19 protein-coding genes and 3 pseudogenes are annotated in these 20,257 nt (G+C 58.9%); 10 read left to right on the top strand and 12 right to left on the bottom strand.

Annotated elements, in window-relative coordinates; translation table 11 throughout:
* Positions 1–64: 64 nt before the first annotated feature.
* From RHM60_RS24285 to RHM60_RS24295, 3 genes are all read left to right on the top strand, one after another.
* On the top strand, positions 65–343 hold the full coding sequence (locus tag RHM60_RS24285) for a hypothetical protein (RefSeq protein ID WP_003238638.1): 279 nt from the start codon (positions 65–67) through the stop codon (positions 341–343).
* A gap of 38 nt (positions 344–381) precedes the next feature.
* The gene (locus RHM60_RS24290; RefSeq protein ID WP_209980432.1) at positions 382–1,143 is read left to right on the top strand and encodes a CHAD domain-containing protein; all 762 of its coding nucleotides are present in this window, start codon (positions 382–384) and stop codon (positions 1,141–1,143) included.
* A 110-nt stretch (positions 1,144–1,253) separates the two neighbouring features.
* Entirely contained in the window at positions 1,254–2,051 is a 798-nt protein-coding gene (locus RHM60_RS24295; protein WP_209980434.1) for an acyl-CoA thioesterase, read from the top strand.
* A gap of 9 nt (positions 2,052–2,060) precedes the next feature.
* On the opposite strand, the pseudogene RHM60_RS24300 reads toward RHM60_RS24295, so the two are convergent.
* From RHM60_RS24300 to RHM60_RS24330, 7 genes and pseudogenes are all read right to left on the bottom strand, one after another.
* Positions 2,061–2,270: pseudogene (locus RHM60_RS24300) on the bottom strand (terminase); the annotation flags it as partial.
* 199 nt (positions 2,271–2,469) lie between these two features.
* On the bottom strand, positions 2,470–2,814 hold the full coding sequence (locus RHM60_RS24305) for an Imm50 family immunity protein (RefSeq protein WP_322214666.1): 345 nt from the start codon (positions 2,812–2,814) through the stop codon (positions 2,470–2,472).
* A gap of 147 nt (positions 2,815–2,961) precedes the next feature.
* Positions 2,962–3,573 (bottom strand): annotated as a pseudogene (locus RHM60_RS24310) (IS5 family transposase); the annotation flags it as partial.
* A 67-nt stretch (positions 3,574–3,640) separates the two neighbouring features.
* Positions 3,641–3,973: a hypothetical protein gene (locus RHM60_RS24315; protein WP_057009643.1), complete on the bottom strand. Its 333-nt coding sequence runs from the start codon at positions 3,971–3,973 to the stop codon at positions 3,641–3,643.
* A pseudogene (locus tag RHM60_RS24320) lies at positions 3,970–5,018 on the bottom strand (RHS repeat domain-containing protein); the annotation flags it as partial. The pseudogene RHM60_RS24320 and the gene RHM60_RS24315, both read right to left, overlap by 4 nt.
* Before the next feature lie 612 nt (positions 5,019–5,630).
* Positions 5,631–7,100 carry a methyl-accepting chemotaxis protein gene (locus RHM60_RS24325; protein ID WP_322213045.1) on the bottom strand — a complete coding sequence of 490 codons (1,470 nt, stop codon included), beginning with the start codon at positions 7,098–7,100 and terminating at the stop codon, positions 5,631–5,633.
* Positions 7,101–7,197: 97 nt separating this feature from the next.
* On the bottom strand, positions 7,198–8,004 hold the full coding sequence (locus RHM60_RS24330; RefSeq protein ID WP_209980446.1) for a TatD family hydrolase: 807 nt from the start codon (positions 8,002–8,004) through the stop codon (positions 7,198–7,200).
* Between the two features lie 236 nt (positions 8,005–8,240).
* On the opposite strand from RHM60_RS24330, the gene RHM60_RS24335 reads away from it, so the two are divergent.
* From RHM60_RS24335 to RHM60_RS24345, 3 genes are all read left to right on the top strand, one after another.
* Entirely contained in the window at positions 8,241–9,665 is a 1,425-nt protein-coding gene (locus RHM60_RS24335) for a transglycosylase SLT domain-containing protein (RefSeq protein WP_322213048.1), read from the top strand.
* Positions 9,666–9,769: 104 nt separating this feature from the next.
* Positions 9,770–10,204 (top strand): DoxX family protein, encoded by a 435-nt coding sequence (locus tag RHM60_RS24340; protein ID WP_322213049.1) that lies wholly within the window; start codon positions 9,770–9,772, stop codon positions 10,202–10,204.
* Positions 10,205–10,463: 259 nt separating this feature from the next.
* Positions 10,464–10,772, top strand: coding sequence for a class I SAM-dependent methyltransferase (locus tag RHM60_RS24345; RefSeq protein WP_322213050.1), 309 nt, complete (start codon positions 10,464–10,466; stop codon positions 10,770–10,772).
* A 4-nt stretch (positions 10,773–10,776) separates the two neighbouring features.
* Here RHM60_RS24345 and RHM60_RS24350 read toward each other — a convergent pair whose 3' ends face one another.
* The 3 genes from RHM60_RS24350 to RHM60_RS24360 are packed head-to-tail and all read right to left on the bottom strand — an operon-like array spanning position 10,777 to position 14,183.
* On the bottom strand, positions 10,777–12,519 hold the full coding sequence (locus tag RHM60_RS24350; RefSeq protein WP_322213051.1) for a GldG family protein: 1,743 nt from the start codon (positions 12,517–12,519) through the stop codon (positions 10,777–10,779).
* A gap of 15 nt (positions 12,520–12,534) precedes the next feature.
* Positions 12,535–13,260: an ABC transporter permease gene (locus RHM60_RS24355; protein ID WP_322213052.1), complete on the bottom strand. Its 726-nt coding sequence runs from the start codon at positions 13,258–13,260 to the stop codon at positions 12,535–12,537.
* Complete coding sequence (locus tag RHM60_RS24360) at positions 13,257–14,183, bottom strand: ABC transporter ATP-binding protein (protein WP_209980459.1); 927 nt, start codon at positions 14,181–14,183, stop codon at positions 13,257–13,259. Before RHM60_RS24360 ends, RHM60_RS24355 begins: the two co-directional genes overlap by 4 nt.
* 246 nt (positions 14,184–14,429) lie before the next feature.
* Here RHM60_RS24360 and RHM60_RS24365 point away from each other — a divergent pair, with 246 nt between their 5' ends.
* Both RHM60_RS24365 and greB read left to right on the top strand, forming a co-directional pair.
* Positions 14,430–15,422, top strand: coding sequence for a hypothetical protein (locus RHM60_RS24365; RefSeq protein WP_322213053.1), 993 nt, complete (start codon positions 14,430–14,432; stop codon positions 15,420–15,422).
* A gap of 127 nt (positions 15,423–15,549) precedes the next feature.
* The gene (gene greB, locus RHM60_RS24370; protein ID WP_209980463.1) at positions 15,550–16,023 is read left to right on the top strand and encodes a transcription elongation factor GreB; all 474 of its coding nucleotides are present in this window, start codon (positions 15,550–15,552) and stop codon (positions 16,021–16,023) included.
* Positions 16,024–16,067: 44 nt separating this feature from the next.
* Here the strand turns inward: greB and RHM60_RS24375 are convergent, their stop codons facing one another.
* Positions 16,068–18,578 (bottom strand): ABC transporter permease, encoded by a 2,511-nt coding sequence (locus tag RHM60_RS24375; protein WP_322213055.1) that lies wholly within the window; start codon positions 18,576–18,578, stop codon positions 16,068–16,070.
* The gene (locus RHM60_RS24380) at positions 18,578–19,261 is read right to left on the bottom strand and encodes an ABC transporter ATP-binding protein (RefSeq protein WP_003233397.1); all 684 of its coding nucleotides are present in this window, start codon (positions 19,259–19,261) and stop codon (positions 18,578–18,580) included. Before RHM60_RS24380 ends, RHM60_RS24375 begins: the two co-directional genes overlap by 1 nt.
* A 10-nt stretch (positions 19,262–19,271) precedes the next feature.
* On the opposite strand from RHM60_RS24380, the gene RHM60_RS24385 reads away from it, so the two are divergent.
* Positions 19,272–19,877 carry an arylesterase gene (locus tag RHM60_RS24385; protein WP_209980468.1) on the top strand — a complete coding sequence of 202 codons (606 nt, stop codon included), beginning with the start codon at positions 19,272–19,274 and terminating at the stop codon, positions 19,875–19,877.
* Positions 19,878–19,935: 58 nt separating this feature from the next.
* Complete coding sequence (locus tag RHM60_RS24390; RefSeq protein WP_209980471.1) at positions 19,936–20,229, top strand: hypothetical protein; 294 nt, start codon at positions 19,936–19,938, stop codon at positions 20,227–20,229.
* The last annotated feature ends 28 nt before the right edge of the window (positions 20,230–20,257 follow it).

Consider the following 20,257-nt stretch of genomic DNA (forward strand, 5'->3'; position numbering starts at 1 on the left):
GCACTTTTCTTCGTAGGCACCGTCTACAGCGTACGACTGTTTTTCTTATTTTGAGGTGTCATTGATGAAAGCCTGGATGTGTGTGCCCGTGATCCTGTTGGCCCTGGCCGGTTGCGCTGGTAAAACCGCTTACCGCGACAGCTGCGGGTCGCAATTGGATGCCGCCTGGAAAGAGCTGGACCTGGCCAAGGCCGAAGGTTTTGCCGGCACTGTCAGTTACTCCAAGGCTTTGTCGCTGTTGACGGGCGCCAAGACCCAGCAGCAATTCGAAGCGTTCGAGGGCTGCTCCAATAAAGCCGAAAAAGCGCGGTTCTATATTCGTGAGTCGCGCGCCGGACGTTGATCGGTTAAACAGGGTTTTCATCGAAAAGGGAGGACAGGATGCCAGCGTTGGTTGATCAGTTAGTCGCCCAGGTCATAGGCCTGGAAGTAGGGTTGCTGAGCTGCCAGGCTCGCCTTGCCGCCGTCACCGACGATGAAGCCCTGCACGACCTGCGCACCACCGTGCGCCGCCTGCGCAGTCTGTTGCGCCCGTTGCGTGAATTGCCGGGTGTCGAGCAGCTTGAACTGGCGGCCGGCACGGTGGGCCGCTTGACCACGCCGCTACGCGACCGCGAGGTGCTGGCGGCGTATTTGCATCAGCAAGGGTATCAAGCGGCTGCAGAGCGTCGGCTGCGTCTGCAGCCGGACGCCTATCGTCAGGTGGCGCAGAGCCAGGAGCTCGCGCACCTGCTGCAGATTCTCGATGCATTCCCACGGTTTATTCGTGCCGCCCAGCGTCAGAAATTGCTCAAGGGCCTGCGTTCGCTTATCGAGAAGCGCCTGGCCAGGCAGTGGCGCAAGCTCGGCGATGCGCTGAACGATCCGAGCCACGATCGCCACCGCCTGCGGCTGTTGATCAAGCGCGTGCGTTATGCGGCCGAGGCTTACCCCGAGTTGGACAAGCTACCGGCGAATGCCTTATCGCGTCTGAAAAAAGCCCAGGGCGCCCTGGGTGATTGGCATGATTGCTGGCAGTGGCTGGCCCAGGCCGAACAGCAGGTTGACCTGCTTCCCTGCGTGCCGGTCTGGCATACCACCATGACAAAGGCCGAGGCGCAGGCTGATCGCGTGCTGGATAAACTGCGCGCCGATTGTTTCTGAACCGCGTTTCGCCCGCGTCTGCAGGTCCGGTTTTTGGCGGGAACAGGCGCTGTACCGTAAAGGCGTGATGGTTAAGATGCGTCGATCGATTTTCCTGATATGAGGCTGCCATGCGCTTTAGTGATTTAATCGACGCAGTTCGTCGCAACCCGCTGGATGTCACCATCCCCGCCGAGTGGGGTCAGGGCCGCGCCAGCTTCGGCGGCCTGGTTGCCGCGCTGCTGTATGAAGCGATGATTGCCCAGGTGCCGGCCGGACGGCCGTTGCGCTCCCTGGCGATCACTTTTGTGGGGCCGGTGGCACCGGATGTGTCGGCCAGCTATCAGGTTGAAGTGTTGCGCGAAGGCAAGGCCGTCAGCCAATTGCTCGGTCGCGTGGTGCAGAACGGCGACGTCGCGACCTTGGTGCAGGCCAGTTTCGGCGCTTCCCGCGTATCGGAAATCGACGTGGCCAGCGAACCGGCACCGGTGTTCAAACATTGGGATGAAGTCGAGGACTTACCCTACATCAAGGGCGTCACCCCCGAGTTCATGCGGCACATGTCGATGCGCTGGACCGTGGGCGGCCTGCCGTTCAGCGGTCAGAAATCCCGCACCATGGGCGGCTGGATTCGTTTGCGTGGCGACGTGAAAGAGGAGCCCCTGACCGAAGCGCATATCCTCGCACTGGTCGACGCCTGGCCGCCGGCCTTGCTCCCGCACCTGAGCAAACCGGCACCGGGCAGTTCACTCACCTGGACCATCGAGTTCATTCAACCCCTGCAGGACCTCACCACCCTCGACTGGTGCCAGTACCACGTCACCATCGAACATGCCCGCGACGGCTACGGCCACACCGCCGCCGCCTTTTGGAGCCCGAACGGCGCACTGATCGCCATCAGCCGCCAGACGGTGACCGTGTTCGCCTGACCCTCAGCGACGTTGCAACCCCAAGCCCGCCAGGATCCCGACGACGCCTACGGCAACACTGGCCAGGCTGGTGCTGAACACACCCGAAGCGATCAGCAGAAAGCCGGTGATAAACAGCGGCACAGCGATCAACTGCAGCGCCTGGTGAGTGGCATGTTGCTGGTTTTGCGGGTCGTTGCGCCATTGCCAGGCGGGGAAATCAGGATGACGTTTGCCCATGATGGTAAATCCTCTGTCCGTTTAAACAACATGGGCAGAGTTTAGGTGGGGCAGGGCGGGCGCGGCGAATTGGGGTTGGCTATGGGGGTCATAGACGACATGAGTAAGCTGTCTTCAGGCCCAAATGACGCAGTCATGGTCGTTCATGTGTACCAGGAACGTAAGGTTGCCATCGGTCACTCAGAATGGATAACCTTGTTCAATAGCAAGCTGAGTCTGGATCATTCATGTATACGGATGGCCCGCTAAGAGCAGGATATTTAGTTCTAAATTCAATTAATGATCCTGTAGATTCCGCGCTTACGGAAAAGAAGTTTTCGTGCTTGTGTACTGACATGTTAAGCGTATCCAATGTGGGTAAGTTTTTTATGATGAGGTCAGTAATTTCGCCACAGCTAAGGCCTATTCGGCAAGTGTTGAATCCTTCTGCAATCCATTTTTCAGGCGGTCTGTCTGGTAGTTCAGGTATATCAAACTCCATATCTATATGGGCTCTGTTATTGTCTATGTTGAAGGAAAAAAGGGTTATTTTTCCTATCGGGATCGACGTAGAGAATACTTGATTAAAAAAATACTTCTTTCGAAATCATTCCAGAATTTCATTTTATTGGTCATAAAAATAGTGTTGTCCAGTTCGTTCCAATATTTCATTTTTACCCTTGAATAGCCCAGCAACTTGGGCTTTAGCCAGCAAATGCGTGACGTCTGCCACATTGGCCGCTGTGACCTCGAAGCTGTGCACCAGGCCTGACTCGTCGTCGGCGCCGATATGAGCTTTGGCGCCGAAATAGTACTGGTTACCTTTCTTGGTTTGATGCATCTCAGGGTCGCGTTTGCCATCTTTGTTCTTGGTCGAACTGGGCTCATGAATCAGCGTGGCATCGACGATAGTGCCTTGACGCAACGACAAGCCACGGTCGCCCAGATAACCATTAATTACGCTGAGAATCCCGATCGCCAACTCGTGCTTTTCCTGCAGACGACGGAAGTTGAGAATGGTGGTTTCGTCTGAAATGCGCTCCAGGCTCAGGCCTGAAAACTGACGCAGGATGGTCGTCTCATACAGCGCTTCTTCCATCGCCGGATCGCTGTAGCCGAACCAGTTCTGCATCAGATGAACACGCAGCATCGCCATCAGTGGGTAGGCCGGACGGCCACCTTCGCCTTTTGGATAATAGGGCTCAATCAGGGCAATCAAACCCTTCCAGGGCACCGCCTGATTCATCTCGATCAGGAACAATTCCTTACGAGGCTCCTTGCGCTTGCCGGCGTATTCGGCGTCGGCGAAGGTCATCTGTTTCATCATCGAAAAGCTCGGCAACTGGTATCCGGAGATTTTGCCAAATTAGAAAGTCGTTTTCAGAATTTCCTTAGAAGTAGAAAAAAACTCCCGTTTCCTTATCTAGTGCTAATTCATTAATGCTGATTAGTTTTTCCAGGAGTTTAGGGTTTTCGGGTAAAGAATGCTTTTTTAGTATTTTAAGCATTTGTTCGAGCTCCTTGTGAGCGACGATATATTCATCTTCATAATCGTCAATGTTTTTTATAAGAGATGTGTTGATAATGTTGAATAGTCCCGATTTTTCCAGTTGCAGATATTCAGAGTTTGTAAGGAGTAAACGTTCCAACAGGGTTGATGGGCAGGCATCAACGTCTAGTAGAGACATCGCTTTTTTAGAAAGTGGGGTACAAATTAATTTCACTGCTCTCTTCCTTTTTTAAAGTGTGTGACCTCATTGTACTCAGCTTGTGTCCTGCCCATTTGCTTTCCTGAAGGGGAGATTTTGTTGTTTGGTACTTTCCCCGCCAAACTCAGGTAGCGCCTCGAACCTGATAATGACGGATCGTAGATCCTAAAGTAGGCTCCATTCAAGTCCTCAACTACTTCAATACCACTTTCAGGGTTTTTGTATATCTTTTTGCCTTTGCTCGTAGTGGTTACTATTGAGTCGGAACCGGCGAATTTGATTACATTTTCGTTTAGATCCGCTGTTTGCCAGTTCGCAGAATATCGAGCTGCTCGCTGTGCGCCTCCTGTTTTTGGTAACTCGGTATCACCTTCATCAACTCGCACTGCCTTAATTGGATCATTAGCGTCTAGCTTTGGCTTACAGTCGTCTTCACCAGGACAAGTGTTCAGCCCCAGTGGATCGACCCAACCCGTAGGATTGGGCACATACTGGTACGCATTGATCCCGCCCGCCAGCTTCACCGGGTCCGGCGTCAGATAGCGCCCAATATCCGGATTGTAGTAGCGATGGCGGTTGTAGTGCAGGCCGCTTTCCTGATCGAAGTATTGGCCTTGAAAGCGCAGCGGGTTGTCGACTTTTCCTACGTCGAGGCGGCTGATGTGGCCGTAGGCGCGGTAGTGGGCGGACCAGACAATTTCGCCGTCTGCGGCGGTGAGTTCCTGTGGCGTGCCGAGGTGGTCGAGTTGGTAGTGATAGGGCTGGGTGGCGTTGGGGCCGAAACCTTCCAGCAGGGCCAATGGCCGGAAGCTGTCGGGTTCGTAGAGGTAGCTGCGGTGGCCTGTAAGTCCTGCGAGTGATCGGCGCGGGTCAGGCGGTGGAGCGGGTCGTAGGCGTAGTAGTGTTCGCCTTTGCGCGTATCGAGAATGCGAGCGAGGTTGCCGGATTTGTCGTAATCGTATTGGCGGCGGTAGTAGCGGTTTTCCTGTTGAGTGATGGCGTGGGCGGTCAGGCGGTTTTGTCGATCGTATTCGTACGCCAGCGCCCAGTGACCGTCTTCGACGCTGAGGAGGATGCATTCCGGGATTTCAAGCCTGCCGCTGGCATCTATCGTGCGATGGAGCGGGGCGCCCACAGCGCTGCCATCCGGGGCGATGGCCTGCACCATCACCGGCGTATCGCCGATGGGCACGAAGCGAGTGCTTTCGAACAGATGCACCAGGGTCAGCGAACCCTGGGCGGGGCAGGTCGCGACAACAGCGCTTGGCGTACGCGAAGACAGCGGTGCACTCAGCGTGATGTCGTCGCCGACCTTGAAGATCTGTTCAAGCTCCAGCGCCGAGCCGCTCCAGAAGCTCTCGGCCCATGCGTCGAAGGTGTTCAGGCAATCGCGAAAATCACGAAAAACGCTTTCGACGTCCGGTGCCTTGGCATCCATTGGCATCAGCACCAGCTTGGCAATGACCGGAATCATGAAGCAGCCCCGCAACCGGGGGCCTTAGCCAGCAACTCCATCTGCAATCCCTCGCACTGTGTGATCAGGCGAAGGACTTTGCAGAGGTTGAAAGATAAAAGAAGTCGGCCTTATTCGCGGGGGTAGCTAGGAAATTTCGCCAAAGCTTCAAGGTAACTGAGGCCCGGTTGTAGGAACCGGATTACGGGGTGAGCAGCCCTACAGCTTCAGTTGCCCAATCGCCATGCTCAGCTCTCCCGCCAGCGTCGCCAGCTCACTGCTGGTCGTGGCCGAACCCACCGTCTGCCTTACGGTGTTTTCGGTCACATCGCGAATGCTCACCACTGCACGGTTCATTTCTTCGGCGACGTGGCTTTGCTGCTCGGCGGCGACGGCGATCTGGGTGTTGCTCTCGCGCATCTGCGCCACGGCGCGGGTGATGTCGGCCAGTGCGGCACCGGCTTCCTGGGCTTGCTGTACGCAGTCGTCGGCCTTGAACGAGCTTTCCTGCATGAAGTCCACCGCGTCGCGGGTGCCGGCTTGCAGGGCTGATACCATGCGGGTGATTTCGTCCGTGGAGCTTTGCACGCGTTTGGCCAGGTTGCGCACTTCGTCGGCGACCACGGCAAAGCCACGGCCCATTTCTCCGGCGCGGGCGGCTTCGATGGCGGCATTCAGCGCCAGCAGGTTGGTTTGTTCGGCGATGCTGTGAATGACGCCGACCACGCTGTTGATCTTGTGACTGTCTTCGGCAAGTTTCTGGATCATTTCGGCGGTCTGTTGTACGCCGGTGGACAGCCCTGCAATCGAATGCTGCACGCGGGTGACCACGGCCTGGCCGCTGCCGGCCAGGGTGTCGGCAGTCTGCGAGAGGTCGCGAGTGGCGCCGGCGTGCTGGGCGATATGGTGAACGGTGGCCGTCATTTCATTGATCGCGGTGGCGGCCTGGTCGGTTTCGCTTTGCTGACCGAGCATGCCTTGCTGCACTTCATTCATGCTGCTGGCCAGTTGCGCGGCGCCTTCGTCCAGTTGCCGAGCAGTCTGCGCGACGGTGTTCACCACCCGTTGATAGCCCGCCTGCATGGCGTTAAAGGCACTGGCCATCTGCCCGACTTCGTCCTTGCACGCCAGCGGCACACGGGCCGACAGGTCGCCGGTTTTCTCCACGTGCAACATGATGTCCTTGAGGGTGTTGAGCTGGCTGAGCAGGAAGCGGATCAACAGTTGCGAGGCGCCGAGCATGGCCAGCATCAGAATCGCCACGGCCGCCGCGTAGCGGGTGAAGCGTTCGCCCAGCACCTGACTCAGGCTGGGTGCATACGCCAAAATGGCTATGTGTTGGCCATTGGCGCGGTTGATCACTTCAGCGCCTGTCAGCGGATTTTCGCCGAACAACGGTTCGTGTTTCAGTTCGACCCAGCCGCTGGCGCCTTTCAAGGCTGACAGATCCTGTGGGATTTGATCGTCGGTAAACGTCAGCCATGACTCGCCGGAAGGCAGCGGCTTATCGGCAGGCCAGGCGCTGAGCAAGCGTCCTTGCGCCTGCGCCGAAGCCTGGGACGCTTGGGTGCGCGCCTGTTGCTCCAACTGCACGGCATACAGCACCAGCAGCAGGGTGGTGATGAAGGCGACCGCGTTGACCGCCCAGAATTTGTATTTCAGCGAGATATTGCTAAGCCAGGCACCCATGGAAGGTTTTCTCTGATAGCGGAAACAGCATTGGCAAGGTGCCATTATTGTGCCGCTACTCAGGAACGTCTTTGTTGATATGGGTCAATGCGCCGTATCACGCCACGACAGGTAATCCGAAAAAGGCGCGGGCGCAGGCGGTGCTGTGTCGGGCCAGGTCTTCGGCGCTTTCGTTGCGGTGCAGGGCGACTTCGCGCAGCACCTCTGGCAGATAGGCCGGTTCATTGCGCCCGTTTTTTGGCTTGGGGCGCAGGCTGCGCGGCAGCAGGTAGGGCGCGTCGCTTTCCAGCATCAGACGTCCACGGGGAATTTCCCTGACCAGCGGATGCAGGTGCGTCCCACGGCGTTCGTCGCAGATCCAGCCGGTGATGCCAATGTGCAAGTCGAGGTCCAGGTAGCTGAACAGCGCTGCCTGTTCGCCGGTGAAACAATGCACCACGGCAGCAGTCAGGTGATCACGGTAATCCTTGAGAATCTCCAGCAGGCGTACGTTGGCGTCGCGCTCGTGCAGGAACACTGGCAGTTTCAGCTCTATGGCCAGGGCCAGGTGTTCCTCGAGAACTTTTTCCTGCTGTGGGCGAGGGGAGAAGTCCCGGTTGAAGTCGAGCCCGCATTCTCCCACGGCGCGCACGCGTGGTTGGCCGAGCAACCCGCGCAAACGCTGGGCGCTGTCGCCGTTCCAGTCGTTGGCAGAGTGAGGGTGCAGGCCAGCGGTGCTGAACAGGCATTGTCCGCTTTCGTCGAGTTTCTCGCACAGGTCCAGCGCCTGTTCGCTGCCGTCGACGCTGGTGCCCGTCAGCACCAGTTGCTGCACGCCTGCGGCATAGGCACGCTCGAGAACGGCCTGATGCTTCCCGTCGAAACTGGGGTTGGTCAGGTTGACGCCGATATCAATGAGTTGCATGGTGCTATCTCCGCCTTCGGCCGGAAAGCATATCAGAGCTGTAGATTTATAAGAAAATCTAAGAACTACAACAGGTTATAGCTGTCTTTGAACGTCACTCGCGACATTGTGATAGGCCGGGCGCCTTTCATGCTGCCGCCATTGCGTGCAAAGCCTGCGCATAAAGCGCTCTGTTTCTGACCTCCAGCACCGCGTTTTTCGCACGGGCGCTGGCCAGTATTCTTTCCGGAGAGCGGATGATCCGACCCTCGGCAATGCTTGTGATGTGCCTGACGCTGCTGCTGCTGCCCCTGGCGGCGGTGGCGCGTCTGGACGGGCCGGTGGAAGTGGTCAAGCCCGGCAAGGTGCGAGACCTCGCGCAAATTCGTTCCAGTCGCACCCTGCGCGTGCTGGTCAATCAGAGTCGTAACAGCTCCGGCGAGGTACAGGGGCAGGCCATTGGCGTCGAATATCATCGCCTGCGCGCCTTCGAGCAATACCTCAATGGCCACGCCCGTGATGGCCAGGAAATCAACCTCAAGATCATTCCCAAGGCCAAGGACCAACTGCTCGGCGCGCTGGCCCGTGGCGAAGGCGATCTGGTGGCACCCGGCGAACTGTTGGACATGAAGGCCGCACACAAGATCAGTACCAGCGACCCGATTGCCAGTGATGTGCCGTTGTGGCTGGTCGGGGTCAAGGGCGAACGACGCTTTACCCGGCTTGAGCAGTTGTCCGGCCGCACCTTGACGCTCACCACCGGCAGCGCGGCAGCGGACGCGATCAGCCAGGTCAACCAGAAGCTGGCCCTGCACAAGCAGGCGCCGATCAAGGTGGAATGGGTCGATCCGAGCCTGGCCGTGGAGGATGTACTGGAGATGGTTCAGGCCGGGATCTTCCACCTGACCATCGTGGAAAAACCGATTGCCGAACGCTGGTCGAAGATCCTGCCCCGGTTGCGTTTCGACAGGCAGGTGGTGATCAGTGAGCCCGGTGACGAGTACTGGTTCGTCCGCCAGGATGCATCCATGCTGCGCGCCAGCATTGACCGCTTTCTCAAGACCTACCGAACCCCGGCCGACCAAGACGTGGCGTTCCAGCGCATCTATCGTCGGCTCTACCAGGTGCGTAATCCACTGGCGCGTGCCGACCGCCAACGGCTGGAGAAACTGCGTCCTGTCCTGCAAAAGCATGCGCGCGAGCAAGGCATGGACTGGTTGAACCTTGCCGCGCTGGCGTTCAAGGAGTCGGCGCTGGATCCGGGCGCGCGCAACAGCGGCGGCCCCACCGGCCTGATGCAGATCACACCGTCGGCTGCGCAGCGGGTGGGCGTGAATAATATCGAGAGCCTGGATAGCAATGTGCAGGCGGGCGCGCGTTACCTGGCGATGATCCGCCGCAAATTCTTCTCCAGCCCCAAGCTCAACGAGCGTGAGCGCATGGCCTTTGTGCTGGCGGCCTACAACATGGGCCCGGAGCGGGTGCAGGGCATGCGCACCGAGGCGAAACGCCGTGGACTGAACCCCAACCAGTGGTTTTTTCAGGTTGAACGCATTGCCATGGAGCAAGTGGGGATGGGCGGCGTGAGCTATGTGAATAGCGTCAACAAGTATTACCTGGCGTTCGATCGGGAGAGAGAGTCGCTGGAGCCGCGGACGCCGAAAGTCGCCTCGCGGAAATAATCGATTTTATAGATGTTGATAAGGCGTTTTTTCGACTTTTATCATTGGTTAATCTGATTAATATAGCGGCCAACCCTCTTCTACCCACAAAAGGATTCACATCCATGAGCCCATTGATCACACGCGTTCTGTCCACTCGCGCCGGCTACGGCCTGACGATTCTGCGCATCTTTGTCGGCGTCATCTTCGCGGCGCATGGTTCGCAGAAACTCTTCGGCTGGTTTGGCGGCGGTGGCCTGGCGGGTACCGCGCAGTTCATGGAAAGCGTCGGCCTGGCACCCGGCACGCTGATGGCCCTGCTGTCGGGCGGCACCGAGTTTTTTGGCGGCCTGGCGCTGATCATCGGCCTGCTGGCACGTCCTGCAGCCTTGGGCCTGAGCGTGCTGACGCTGGTGGCGATCTTCTCGGTGCACATCCATAACGGCCTGTTCATGGCCAATAACGGTTATGAGTTTGCCCTGGCCTTGCTTGGCGGCGCGTTGGCGGTGTTGCTGGAAGGAGCGGGCAGGCTGTCCGCTGACCGCGCCATCATCCGCTGAAGCCTGCTTTAGCCCTTTCAAAAGGCCCGCCACGTGCGGGCTTTTTCGTTGCTCGGGATTCTTGACACTGCCCCACCGGCTTCTCTAGGATGCTGCTCATGCGCCGATTTAAACAGCTAATTGCGGGGCGCCACGGGACTGAATGCAGTCCGACAGAACTTTGCGCTCGTCAGCAGGCAGGGTTCGAAATACCGCTAAAGCGCTGGTTCGGTGTTGCCTCTCACCTGCCCGCAGACTTTTGAGGCAGAGACACGACACGATGAATGCACTAAGCCCCCTGATACGCCTGGCTCCCATTACTGCGGACCTGACCCAGCGCAATCCGAAAATTCTCCTCGGCGGCAAGCATCAGCCAACACTCCTTCGTTACCTGGACGGCTGGCCGCGTCGCACGGGGCGGCCTTCGGCGTTCCTTATCCAGTTTGTGGAAGACGGCGATCCCCTCTCGCGTTTTGCGAACAACAGCTTTGACCTGGCGGTTATCCAGGCACCCAGTGCCGACGACGCCCCTGAAGTGATTCGCCAATTGACGCGTATTGCCCGGCAAGGGTTGATTGCGCGTCGTTGACTGATCAGTAAGCGGCGGCCGCGTGCGCTGAACGGCGTCGGCGCTGGTGCAGCGCGAGTGCCCAGGCAATCAGGCATAGCGGCAACGGTATCGCCAGGACCATGAGCAATATCAACTCTCGCTTCAATCGCAGGACCTTCGCGTAGGCTTCGACTTTCAAAGCGTGCATTTCAATGGGCAGGCGCAGGCGTTCTTTATTGAGTGCCTGCAGTTGGACACTGGTGTCCACCGCTTGGGTGACAACACCCGTGTTGCGCGGACTCAGCTGTTGCCATGCCTGCTCCGTGCGCGCGAACCTTCGCTCGAGTTCGCCGGCATTCCGGGAATAGCTTTGTGCGGCGACCTCACGCATTTGCTCCAGAAGATGTGGCGTCGGGCTGTTCATTGCGCGGGGGCGAATGTTCGCAAGTGCAGCGGGTGCAGCCAGGTTGTCCAGCGTATTCAAGACAAACCGCACGTTGCTGTTGCCGGTTGAGCTGACGACGGTATCTGTAAGCATATCGGTGTCCGCGATCACTGTGACCTGGATCCGCGTCGCGTCCTGCAGGCCCGCGGGCAGGCCCTTGATGCCGTCGGGGAATGCCGAGTAGGCGGGCCCTTCGATGCGGGCAGCGATCACATGGGACTGCATGGGGGCATTCGCGTCATTGAGTAATTCCAGCGCAAGCGTTGCAGCGAAGCGCCTGGTATCCAGCATTATTGAGCGCCTGGAGCTCTGCAGCAGCGGTGTCAACGTCGTATGGCTTTTGCGGATAGGGGACAGCGCGCCGCTGCTCGACACCGTCACTGAGCTGAGATTCCAGCTGCTTATGTCATGGGTGTTCATGCCCTGGCGGAGCACGTTCAAGCGGGCGGCCTGTTGTACCGTGGTTGTTCCCGGGCCTGATAAGGTGGACGAGGCAGACACGTTATCGATCAGCATCTGCTCGCTCGGCATCTGGAGGCCCCAGGCCGCAAGGATTCCGTCCAGTGCGGAATCTGCCGGTGCCGGGCTCGGTGTCGTCTCGCTCAACGGATCGACAAAAATCATCAGCTTGCCGCCCCGCAGGACAAATTGTTCAATCGCGTAGAGCGCGCGCTCGGGCAGCAAACGGGGGTGCACCACCATCATCGTCTCGATGGAAGAGGGAATCTGGCCGGTAGTCGGCGACAACTCCACCAGCTTGAAATGCTTGTGCATCTGCTCCAGCAACTGTCCGGCAGCGGTTTGAAGTTTCAACCCTGACAGCACACCAACGGTCGGCGGCTCGGAACGCGTCAATGTGTGGATCAAATGGCCGATCTCATATTCAAGCAATGCTTCATGATCAGGGTTGAATGCACTGATACGCTGAGTGCCGATGCCTGCGCGGGCGCCTATGAGGCCGAGAAAACCGTGTTGGTCGTCAAGGCCGTACAGCGCGGCTTTGTAGGCGTCTTCCGAATAGGGCGCCGGGTCAATGATGTGCAGGTTGAGCATGCCTTTCGCCGCCTTTTCGTACTGCTTGAGCAGGTCCTCCACACGTTCGCCATAACGGTTTAACACCTGGCTTCTTCTCGGGTCATTTCTTGAGTTGAAATAATACAGGTCGAGCGGGCTTTCCAGTGTGGCGAGTAACTGCCGTGCGGGTAGCGATAAGGTGTGGACTTTTTGTTGAGAGGCGTCCCAGCGGATGTCGGGGATGTGTTTGATCCACACCAGGTTAAATGCCAGGAACAGCAATGATATGACGATTAGCGTCATACCCGGAAGAAGAGCGGATCGCATACGGTATTTCGCTTCTCAACGGCTTTTATAATTGAGCGTGACCGTAGATGCCGATAGAAAGGCAAGGATCATGCTAATGAAGAATAAACTGTCACTCAGTGTCAGTTTCCCATTATCAATAGTGTCAAAGCGTGAGAGCGGATCTAGGGAGATTAAACTGTCAATGACCCAAATCGGCATTTGATGGTCAAGCGCCTCAATGACCGAATACAGTCCGCTGACAGTGAGCAGTAAGCCTATGGTTAACAGGAAAATAACGACCTGTTGGCGGATCAACGTACAGATGAAACACGCTGCGGATAAATAACTTCCGGCCAGTAACCAGCTCGACAGAAATTGTGAGCGGATAACGCTGTTGTCCGCCTCGCCCAGGTGATTGGCGATGAGCACGATGGGCAGCATCAGCATCAGGACAATCGCGCAGACGAACCAGGCGGCCAGGAATTTGCCGAACACACACTCGAATGGGGTAATGGGCAGGGTTTTTATCAGCGTGCGAAAGCCCACGTCGTGCTCATCCGACCATAGCTGGATCGATAACGCTGGAATCAGCAGCAGGTACAGCCAGGGATGAAACTGGAAAAAAACCTGCAAGTCGCTGCTGTCCCGCTCAAGCCACTGACCCAACTGCAACCCCAGTCCCGCGCACAGCACCAAAAAAACCGCAGCACTCAGATAAGTGCTGGGCGAGCACGCATACCGGGTGAGCTGATGCGTAAAAATAACCGGAAGCCGTTTCAAGGACGCACCTCCTGACTAAGGTTGTGAATGACATCATTCAGGCGACCCTGCTCCAGGCTTAGCGAGGTTATATTCCAGCCGCGGCTGACAATGAGAGCGTTGATATGGGGATAAATGGTTTGCCCCGGCAGGGCGAGAACGGTCACCGTACCGGGCGCATGGAGGTCCTCTTCGATGCCCGCAACACCGGGTAAAACGGCGAGCGCCAGTAAATCCAGCGGTGCTTGCGCAGCCAGGGTTACCGCATGGTGATGCCGGGAGTTGCGCTGCAACTCGGGCAGCGGCGTGTCAGCCACCAGTTGGCCGTCTGCCATAACCAGCGCGCGCGCGCAGAGGGTGGACAGTTCGTCGCAGCGGCGAGAGGCAATGATGATGGTCATCTCGTCGCTCAAGGATTTGATGAGCATTTTGAATGGGAGCAGTTGGTCTGGTGACATGCCCTCAGTCGGCTCGTCCAGCAGCAAAAGGCGAGGTGTGTGCAGGATGGCCTGGGCGATTGCGACCTTGCGCTTCCATTGCGTGGACAGTACGGCCAGGGGAGCGTCCATCACCGGGAATAATTCCAGGCGTGTGGCGGTATTATTTATCCGCTCGCGCTTTTCGGAGCCGCTGAACCCTCGAAGGGCAGCAATGAAGTTGAGGACGCTTTTGACTGACATACGGTGATGATTGAGGCCACCCTGGAGTTGATAGCCGAGGGCTTCCTGAGCTTGATACGGGTGGGTTTGAGTATTGAAACCTGCAACGCTGATTCGTCCGCCCGACAGATTCGATAAGCCGGCGATCAAATTCAACAGTGTCGTCTTTCCCGCACCGCTGCTCCCGAACAGGCCAATGCATTCCTGGCGTTGAGCGGAAAACGAGAGATTATGGATAAGTTTTCTTTTGCCCAAGTACTTTGTAATACCGTCTATCTCGAGCATTTTCTTACCGAGTATTTTTACAGAACCTAATGTAGGTAATGCCGTGCAGGCATCGTTCAGCGCCTGAAAAAGGGTACGTTTAAACCTGATGCTTGGGAACGTAGGGGTGGATCAATAAGATAAGTCCTACGCTCGGCTGCCTGGCTAACTGAAACAATAAATTGACGTTGGCTTGTCAATGGCCGGATGTCTGTCTGGTGTTTTATTTATATAAGGTTTGCTCTTTTTCAGTGAGGCCTGATTATCATGATGCTGTTACGTACGCTTGTTCTTGAACATGGCGATCAGGGAGCTCCGGTCAACGGTGCGCTCCTGTGTGGATTTGCCGTGGCGCAGATCCAATCCAACTTTCTGGTCTATAGCCTGGATGAGGAAGTGGAACCCGGTAATTCCAGAGTCTATATCGCAGCTTTACGTAAAAAAGCCGATCGTCACTTTCTGAGTGGCGTCGAGTCCAGTGAAGACCTGCAAGTGGCTATGCAGGCGTTCAAACAAATTCTGATGGCGGCAGCGGCTTCCTCTAGCAGGACGGGCTCTGCCGAGGCTGCGGTCCCGTATCATTTCATTGATATGAAAGGTTGCAAGTTGCCTCCCGCCAGGCCCGAGGATCATCACTCGATGATCATAAAGAAGGCTCTGGTGATGAAGGTCATTACCTTGGGCATCTCTGCACCCGTGTTGCCGGCGATCGAAAGTGCTTCGTTGATCGTGCCGTCCATTCGCTTCTCGTCGCAAATGGTCTCGCCTCCCAGAATCGCCAAGCCGTCAAGGCAAGCAGCAGAGCAGGTGAGCGAGCCGGCGGTTAACGCGTCGTTGCAGGCTCCACTCGCAGTGGCGAAAGTTCCGACCCGGGTTGAGCCCACAGCGGTCACTCAATTTGAGCCAGATGAGTCGGCATCGCGCCACCCTGCGGCACAGACGGAACACGCCACGCTGGTTGAAGTGGACAATACGCTGACCAATCTGGCCAAGGTCGCTCAGGAGCTGGCGCAAAAGCAGCTTGCAGTTGTCGAACGAGAACAGATGCTTGAGCAGTGGGAAGCTCGATTGCAGCAGGCGCAGGCCGCCCATGATGAAAAAAGCCTTGACCTGGAGCAGCGCGAAACGCAATTGCACCAGCGAAATCTGCAGGTCGACCAGAAGGCCGGACGACTCTCGCAGGCGACAGCACAGGTGTCGGACATGCGACAGCACCTGCAGGATGTGCTCCTTGAGCTGGACCGGTCACTGGAGAGCTAGCCCGGGGTCAGGATGTTCCCTCACGTGTTTTCCACGGTTCATTTATCATCTGCCCTTGCCTGTCGATGCCAGGGCATGAAGCTGGGGCATATCGGCACCATTGGACATTGCCTGGGGATGCAAGGGTTTGAGCACCAAGCTGATTACCAAAGAAGGCCACGAAGCGCTGAAGAAAGAGCTGGATTACCTCTGGCGGGAAAAGCGCCCGGACACCACGCGCAAGGTGACCTGGGCTGCTTCCCTGGGGGATCGCAGCGAGAACGCGGATTACCAGTACAACAAGAAACTGCTGCGTGAGATTGACCGACGCGTGCGCTATTTGCGCAAACGTCTGGAAGACATGCGCGTGGTCGAGTACATGCCTGAACAGGAAGGGCGGGTATTTTTCGGCGCGTGGGTCGATATCGAGAACGAGCAGGGCGAGACCAAGCGCTTTCGTATCGTGGGCTATGACGAGATTTATGAGCGGATGGACTATATCTCCATCGACTCCCCCATGGCCCGTGCATTGTTGCGCAAGCAAGTCGATGACGAGGCTATAGTGCAAACCCCGGGCGGCGAAGTCTGCTGGTGGATTACCGCTATTGAATACGTGAAGTAGGCATGCATGGCCCGCCGTCTGTCCTGACGGCGGGCCATTGAGTTTCAGCCTTCGCGCAATACCGTCAACGGGCTGGCGTTCAGCGCCCGGCGGGTACCGAATACGCCGGCGCCTCCGATCAGAACCGCGCCAATCACCGGCAGCAGCAACAACCATGGGTGCGGTTGCCAGGCCAGGTCAAAAGCGTAGCGATACAGCGCCCAGGTAACCAGTTCGGTGCCCAACGCTGCCAGCACCCCGCTGACCGCCCCCAGCAAACCGAACTCGATGCGCCGCGCCTTCACCAGCAACCTGCGTTCCGCCCCCAGCGCACGCAGCAACGCCCCCTGGCGAATTCGCTCATCGAGGGTGGCCTGCAAGCCGGAAAACAGCACGGCCATTCCCGCCGCCAACACAAACAGCAATACGTATTCGACGGCCAGGGTGACCTGGGCGAGGATGCTGCGCAGCTGTTCCAGCAGGGCTTCGACCTGCAGGATAGAGACGGCCGGGAAGGCCCGCGACAGGTCGACGACCTGCTGGTCGTGGCCGGGCGCCAGGTAGAAGCTGGTCAGGTAGGTAGCAGGCAGGTCCTTCAGCGTGCCAGGCTGGAAAATCATGAAGAAGTTGGGCTGGAAATTATCCCAGTTGATGGTGCGCAGGCTGGTAACCCGCGCTTCACGGTTTTCCCCGGCAATGGTAAACACCAGATGGTCATCGAGCTTGAGCTTCAGGCTTTCAGCGACTTTGGCTTCCACCGATACCCCCGGCACTTCATCCGTGGGTTGCGACGACCACCAGGCGCCTGCCGTCAGGGCATTGCCCGGCGGGAGGTCGGCAGCCCAGGTCAGGCTGAGGTCACGCTGCACGGCGCGGTCGCCACTGGAATCCTTGCTGACAATATCCTGCACTGCCTCGCCATTGATGCTGATCAAGCGGCCGGGCACCACCGGATACAGTGGCGCCGAGTGCGCCTGCACCTCCATGAGGCGGGCGCTGAAGGCGTCCTTGTCGGCGGGCAGAATGTTCAACGCAAAATAATTGGGCGCGTCCTTGGGCAACTGGTTTTGCCAGGTGTCGAGCAGTTCGCCGCGCAACAGGGCGATCAAACCCATGGACAGCAGGATCAACCCGAACGCCAGCGACTGGCCCGCCGCCGCCAGCGGGTGGCGCAACAATTGGCCCAGGCCCAGGCGCCATGGCAGGGAGGCGCGGGCCAGCAGGCGACGCAGGCTTTGCAGTAACAGCAGGAGCAGACCGCCGAGGATCAGCGCAGCGACGACACCGCCGCCGAGCAGGGCGAAGGTGAGTACCAGGTCCAGGCTCAGGCGCCACATGATCAGGCCAAGGGCAAACAGGGCGGCGCCGTACACCATCCAGGTGCTGGAAGGAATCGGCAGCAGGTCGCGCCGCAATACCCGCAGCGGTGGCACGCGGCCCAGCGCCGCCAGGGGAGGCAGGGCGAAGCCGGCGAGGGCGACCAGCCCGGTGCCGATACCGGCCACGGCCGGCAGCAGCCCGCCGGGCGGCACATCGGCCGGCAGCAGGTCGTGCAGGAAGTAGAACAGGCCAAACTGCGCCAACCAGCCCAGCAAGGCGCCGGTCAGGCTGGCCAATAGGCCCAGTACGCTCAGTTGCAGGCTGAACAGCAACATCGCTTCGCGACGTGACAGCCCGAGACAGCGCAGCAGCGCGCTGGCATCGAAACGGCGACTGGCAAAGCGGTTGGCCGACAGCGCCACCGCCACGCCTGCCAGCAGTACCGCGACCAGGCTGGCCATGTTCAGGTAGCGCTCGGCCTTGCCCAGGGCGCCGCCGATCTGCTGGTTACCGTCCCGTGAATCCTGCAGGCGCTGGTTGGCCGCAAGGCCCGGCTTGATCAGGTCGCGGTAGGTTTGCAGCGCTGTGCTGCCTTGCGGTGCGCGCCACAGTTCGCGGTAGCTCACGCGGCTGCCGGGCTGCACCACGCCCGTGGCGTCCAGATCGGCCAGGTTGATCATGACTCGCGGCGTGAGGCTGTAGAAATTGCCGGCGCGGTCCGGCTCGTAGGTCAGGATGCGGCTCAGGCGCAGGGTTTTCATGCCCACGTCGATGCTGTCGCCTACTTTCAGGTCCAGCGCGGTCAGCAGCCGCGCCTCCACCCAGGCTTCACCGGGCTTCGGTTCGCCGCCGGAGGTTTCATCACCGAAGGGCACCGCAGCGCTTTTGAGTTGGCCGCGCAACGGGTACTGCTCGTTGACCGCCTTGATGCTGGAGAGCTGGATACCGTTGTCGGTGGCGATGACGCTGGAGAACTCCACGATTCGCGCGTGATCCAGGCCCAGCTCGGTGCCGGAACGGATTTGCTCCTCGCGGGCGGGTGAGCTGCCCTCGAGCACCAGATCGGCGCCGAGGAACTCGGTGGCACGCAGCAGCATCGCGCCATTCAGGCGTGCGCCGAAGTAGCCGATGGCGGTACTCGCCGCCACGGCCACCAGCAGGGCGAAGAACAACACGCGCAATTCACCGGCGCGGGCATCGCGCAGTAATTGACGCATGGCAATGCTGAACAGATGCAACAGCGGCAAACGTGCCATCAAGGCTCCAGGGGCGCGACCATCAGGCCGGCTTCAAGGCGGATCAGGCGCCGGCAACGGTGCGCCAGGCGTTCGTCATGGGTGACCAGCACCAGGGTCGTGCCGCTCTCTTTATTGAGTTCGAACAGCAGGTCGCTGATGCGCTCGCCGGTGTGGCTGTCGAGGTTGCCGGTGGGCTCGTCGGCAAACAGCACGTCCGGTTCGGCGGCGAATGCGCGGGCAATCGCCACGCGTTGCTGCTCGCCACCGGACAACTGGCGCGGCGAGTGAGTCAGTCGCTGGCCCAGGCCGACCCGCTCGAGCAAATGCCTGGCGCGCTCGCGGGCGTCCTTGCGGCCGTCCAGCTCCAGCGGCAGCATGACGTTTTCCAGCGCATTGAGGCTGTCGAGCAATTGGAATGACTGGAATACGAAGCCCACGTGCTCGGCGCGGATGCGCGCGCGCTGGTCTTCGTCGAGTGTGCTCAGGGCTTGCCCGGCGAGGGTGACTTCGCCACTGCTGGGCAGGTCGAGGCCGGCCAGCAGACCGAGCAGGGTGGATTTGCCGGAACCGGAGCTGCCGACGATAGCCAGGCTATCGCCCTTGTTCAGTTCCAGGCTCAGTTCGTGCAGGATAGTCAGATCACCTTCCGCGCTGGGAACCACTTTGCTGAGGTTCCGCGCGGTGAGAATGCTTGCGCCCATGGAGAATCCGATGCGAATGTGGTTTTTGAGTGCTGGCCTGGCCTTGATGTGCATGGCCCAGAACGCAGCGGCGGGTACAGTCCTGATCGTTGGCGATAGTATCAGTGCCGGTTTCGGGCTGGATACCCGCAAAGGGTGGGTGGCCCTGCTCGAGCAGCGGCTCAAGCAGGAGGGTTTCGACGATAAAGTGGTCAACGCCTCGATCAGTGGCGACACCAGTGCCGGAGGCCTGGCGCGGCTGCCGGCGGCGCTTGCAGAGCATAAGCCGGACGTGGTGGTGATCGAGCTTGGTGGCAACGATGGCCTGCGCGGGCAGCCGCCAGCGCAATTGAAACAAAATCTTGCGTCGATGATTGACCAGTCCAGGGCCGGCGGTGCGAAAGTGCTGCTGCTGGGCATGCAGTTGCCGCCCAATTACGGCCCGCGATACACCACGGCGTTTGCCGAAGTCTATGGCACGCTGGCCAAGGAAAAAGACATCCCGCTGGTGCCGTTTTTCCTTGAAGGCGTGGGCGGGCATCCCGAGCTGATGCAGGCGGACCAACTGCACCCGGCGGTCGGCGCCCAGGGCAAGTTGCTGGAAAATGTCTGGCCGACGCTAAAACCGCTGCTTTGACGCTTTTCTACCGGCAGGCTTTCGGCTAAGGTGGCGCCCCCCCGATCTGGAGCCCCCGATGTCGCGTCCTGCCTGGTCCCTGTTTAATTACCAACTGATCGAGCCGGACGAGCAGTTGGACCTGTTCGCCTGCCAGGAAGTGCGGGTGCATCTGGTGGCGCGTCAACTGGAACTGGGCGGCTCGATCGATCGCACGCTGTGCGGCACGCTGCTGCCTGCCCAGCCGCGCTGGTCGGCGGTGGATCGGATGGTTTTCCAGGACCAGCGCCTGTGCCCCTTGTGCCGGGCGATCCTCGAATCGCAGAAGCGCGGCACGCCGCCGATCTGGCCCGAGCTGCGTTTTGAGTTGTAGGCGCTGCCACAGGCTTGCAGCTAGGCGC

The sequence above is a fragment of the Pseudomonas sp. MH9.3 genome (assembly GCF_034354675.1).
GTDB lineage: Bacteria > Pseudomonadota > Gammaproteobacteria > Pseudomonadales > Pseudomonadaceae > Aquipseudomonas.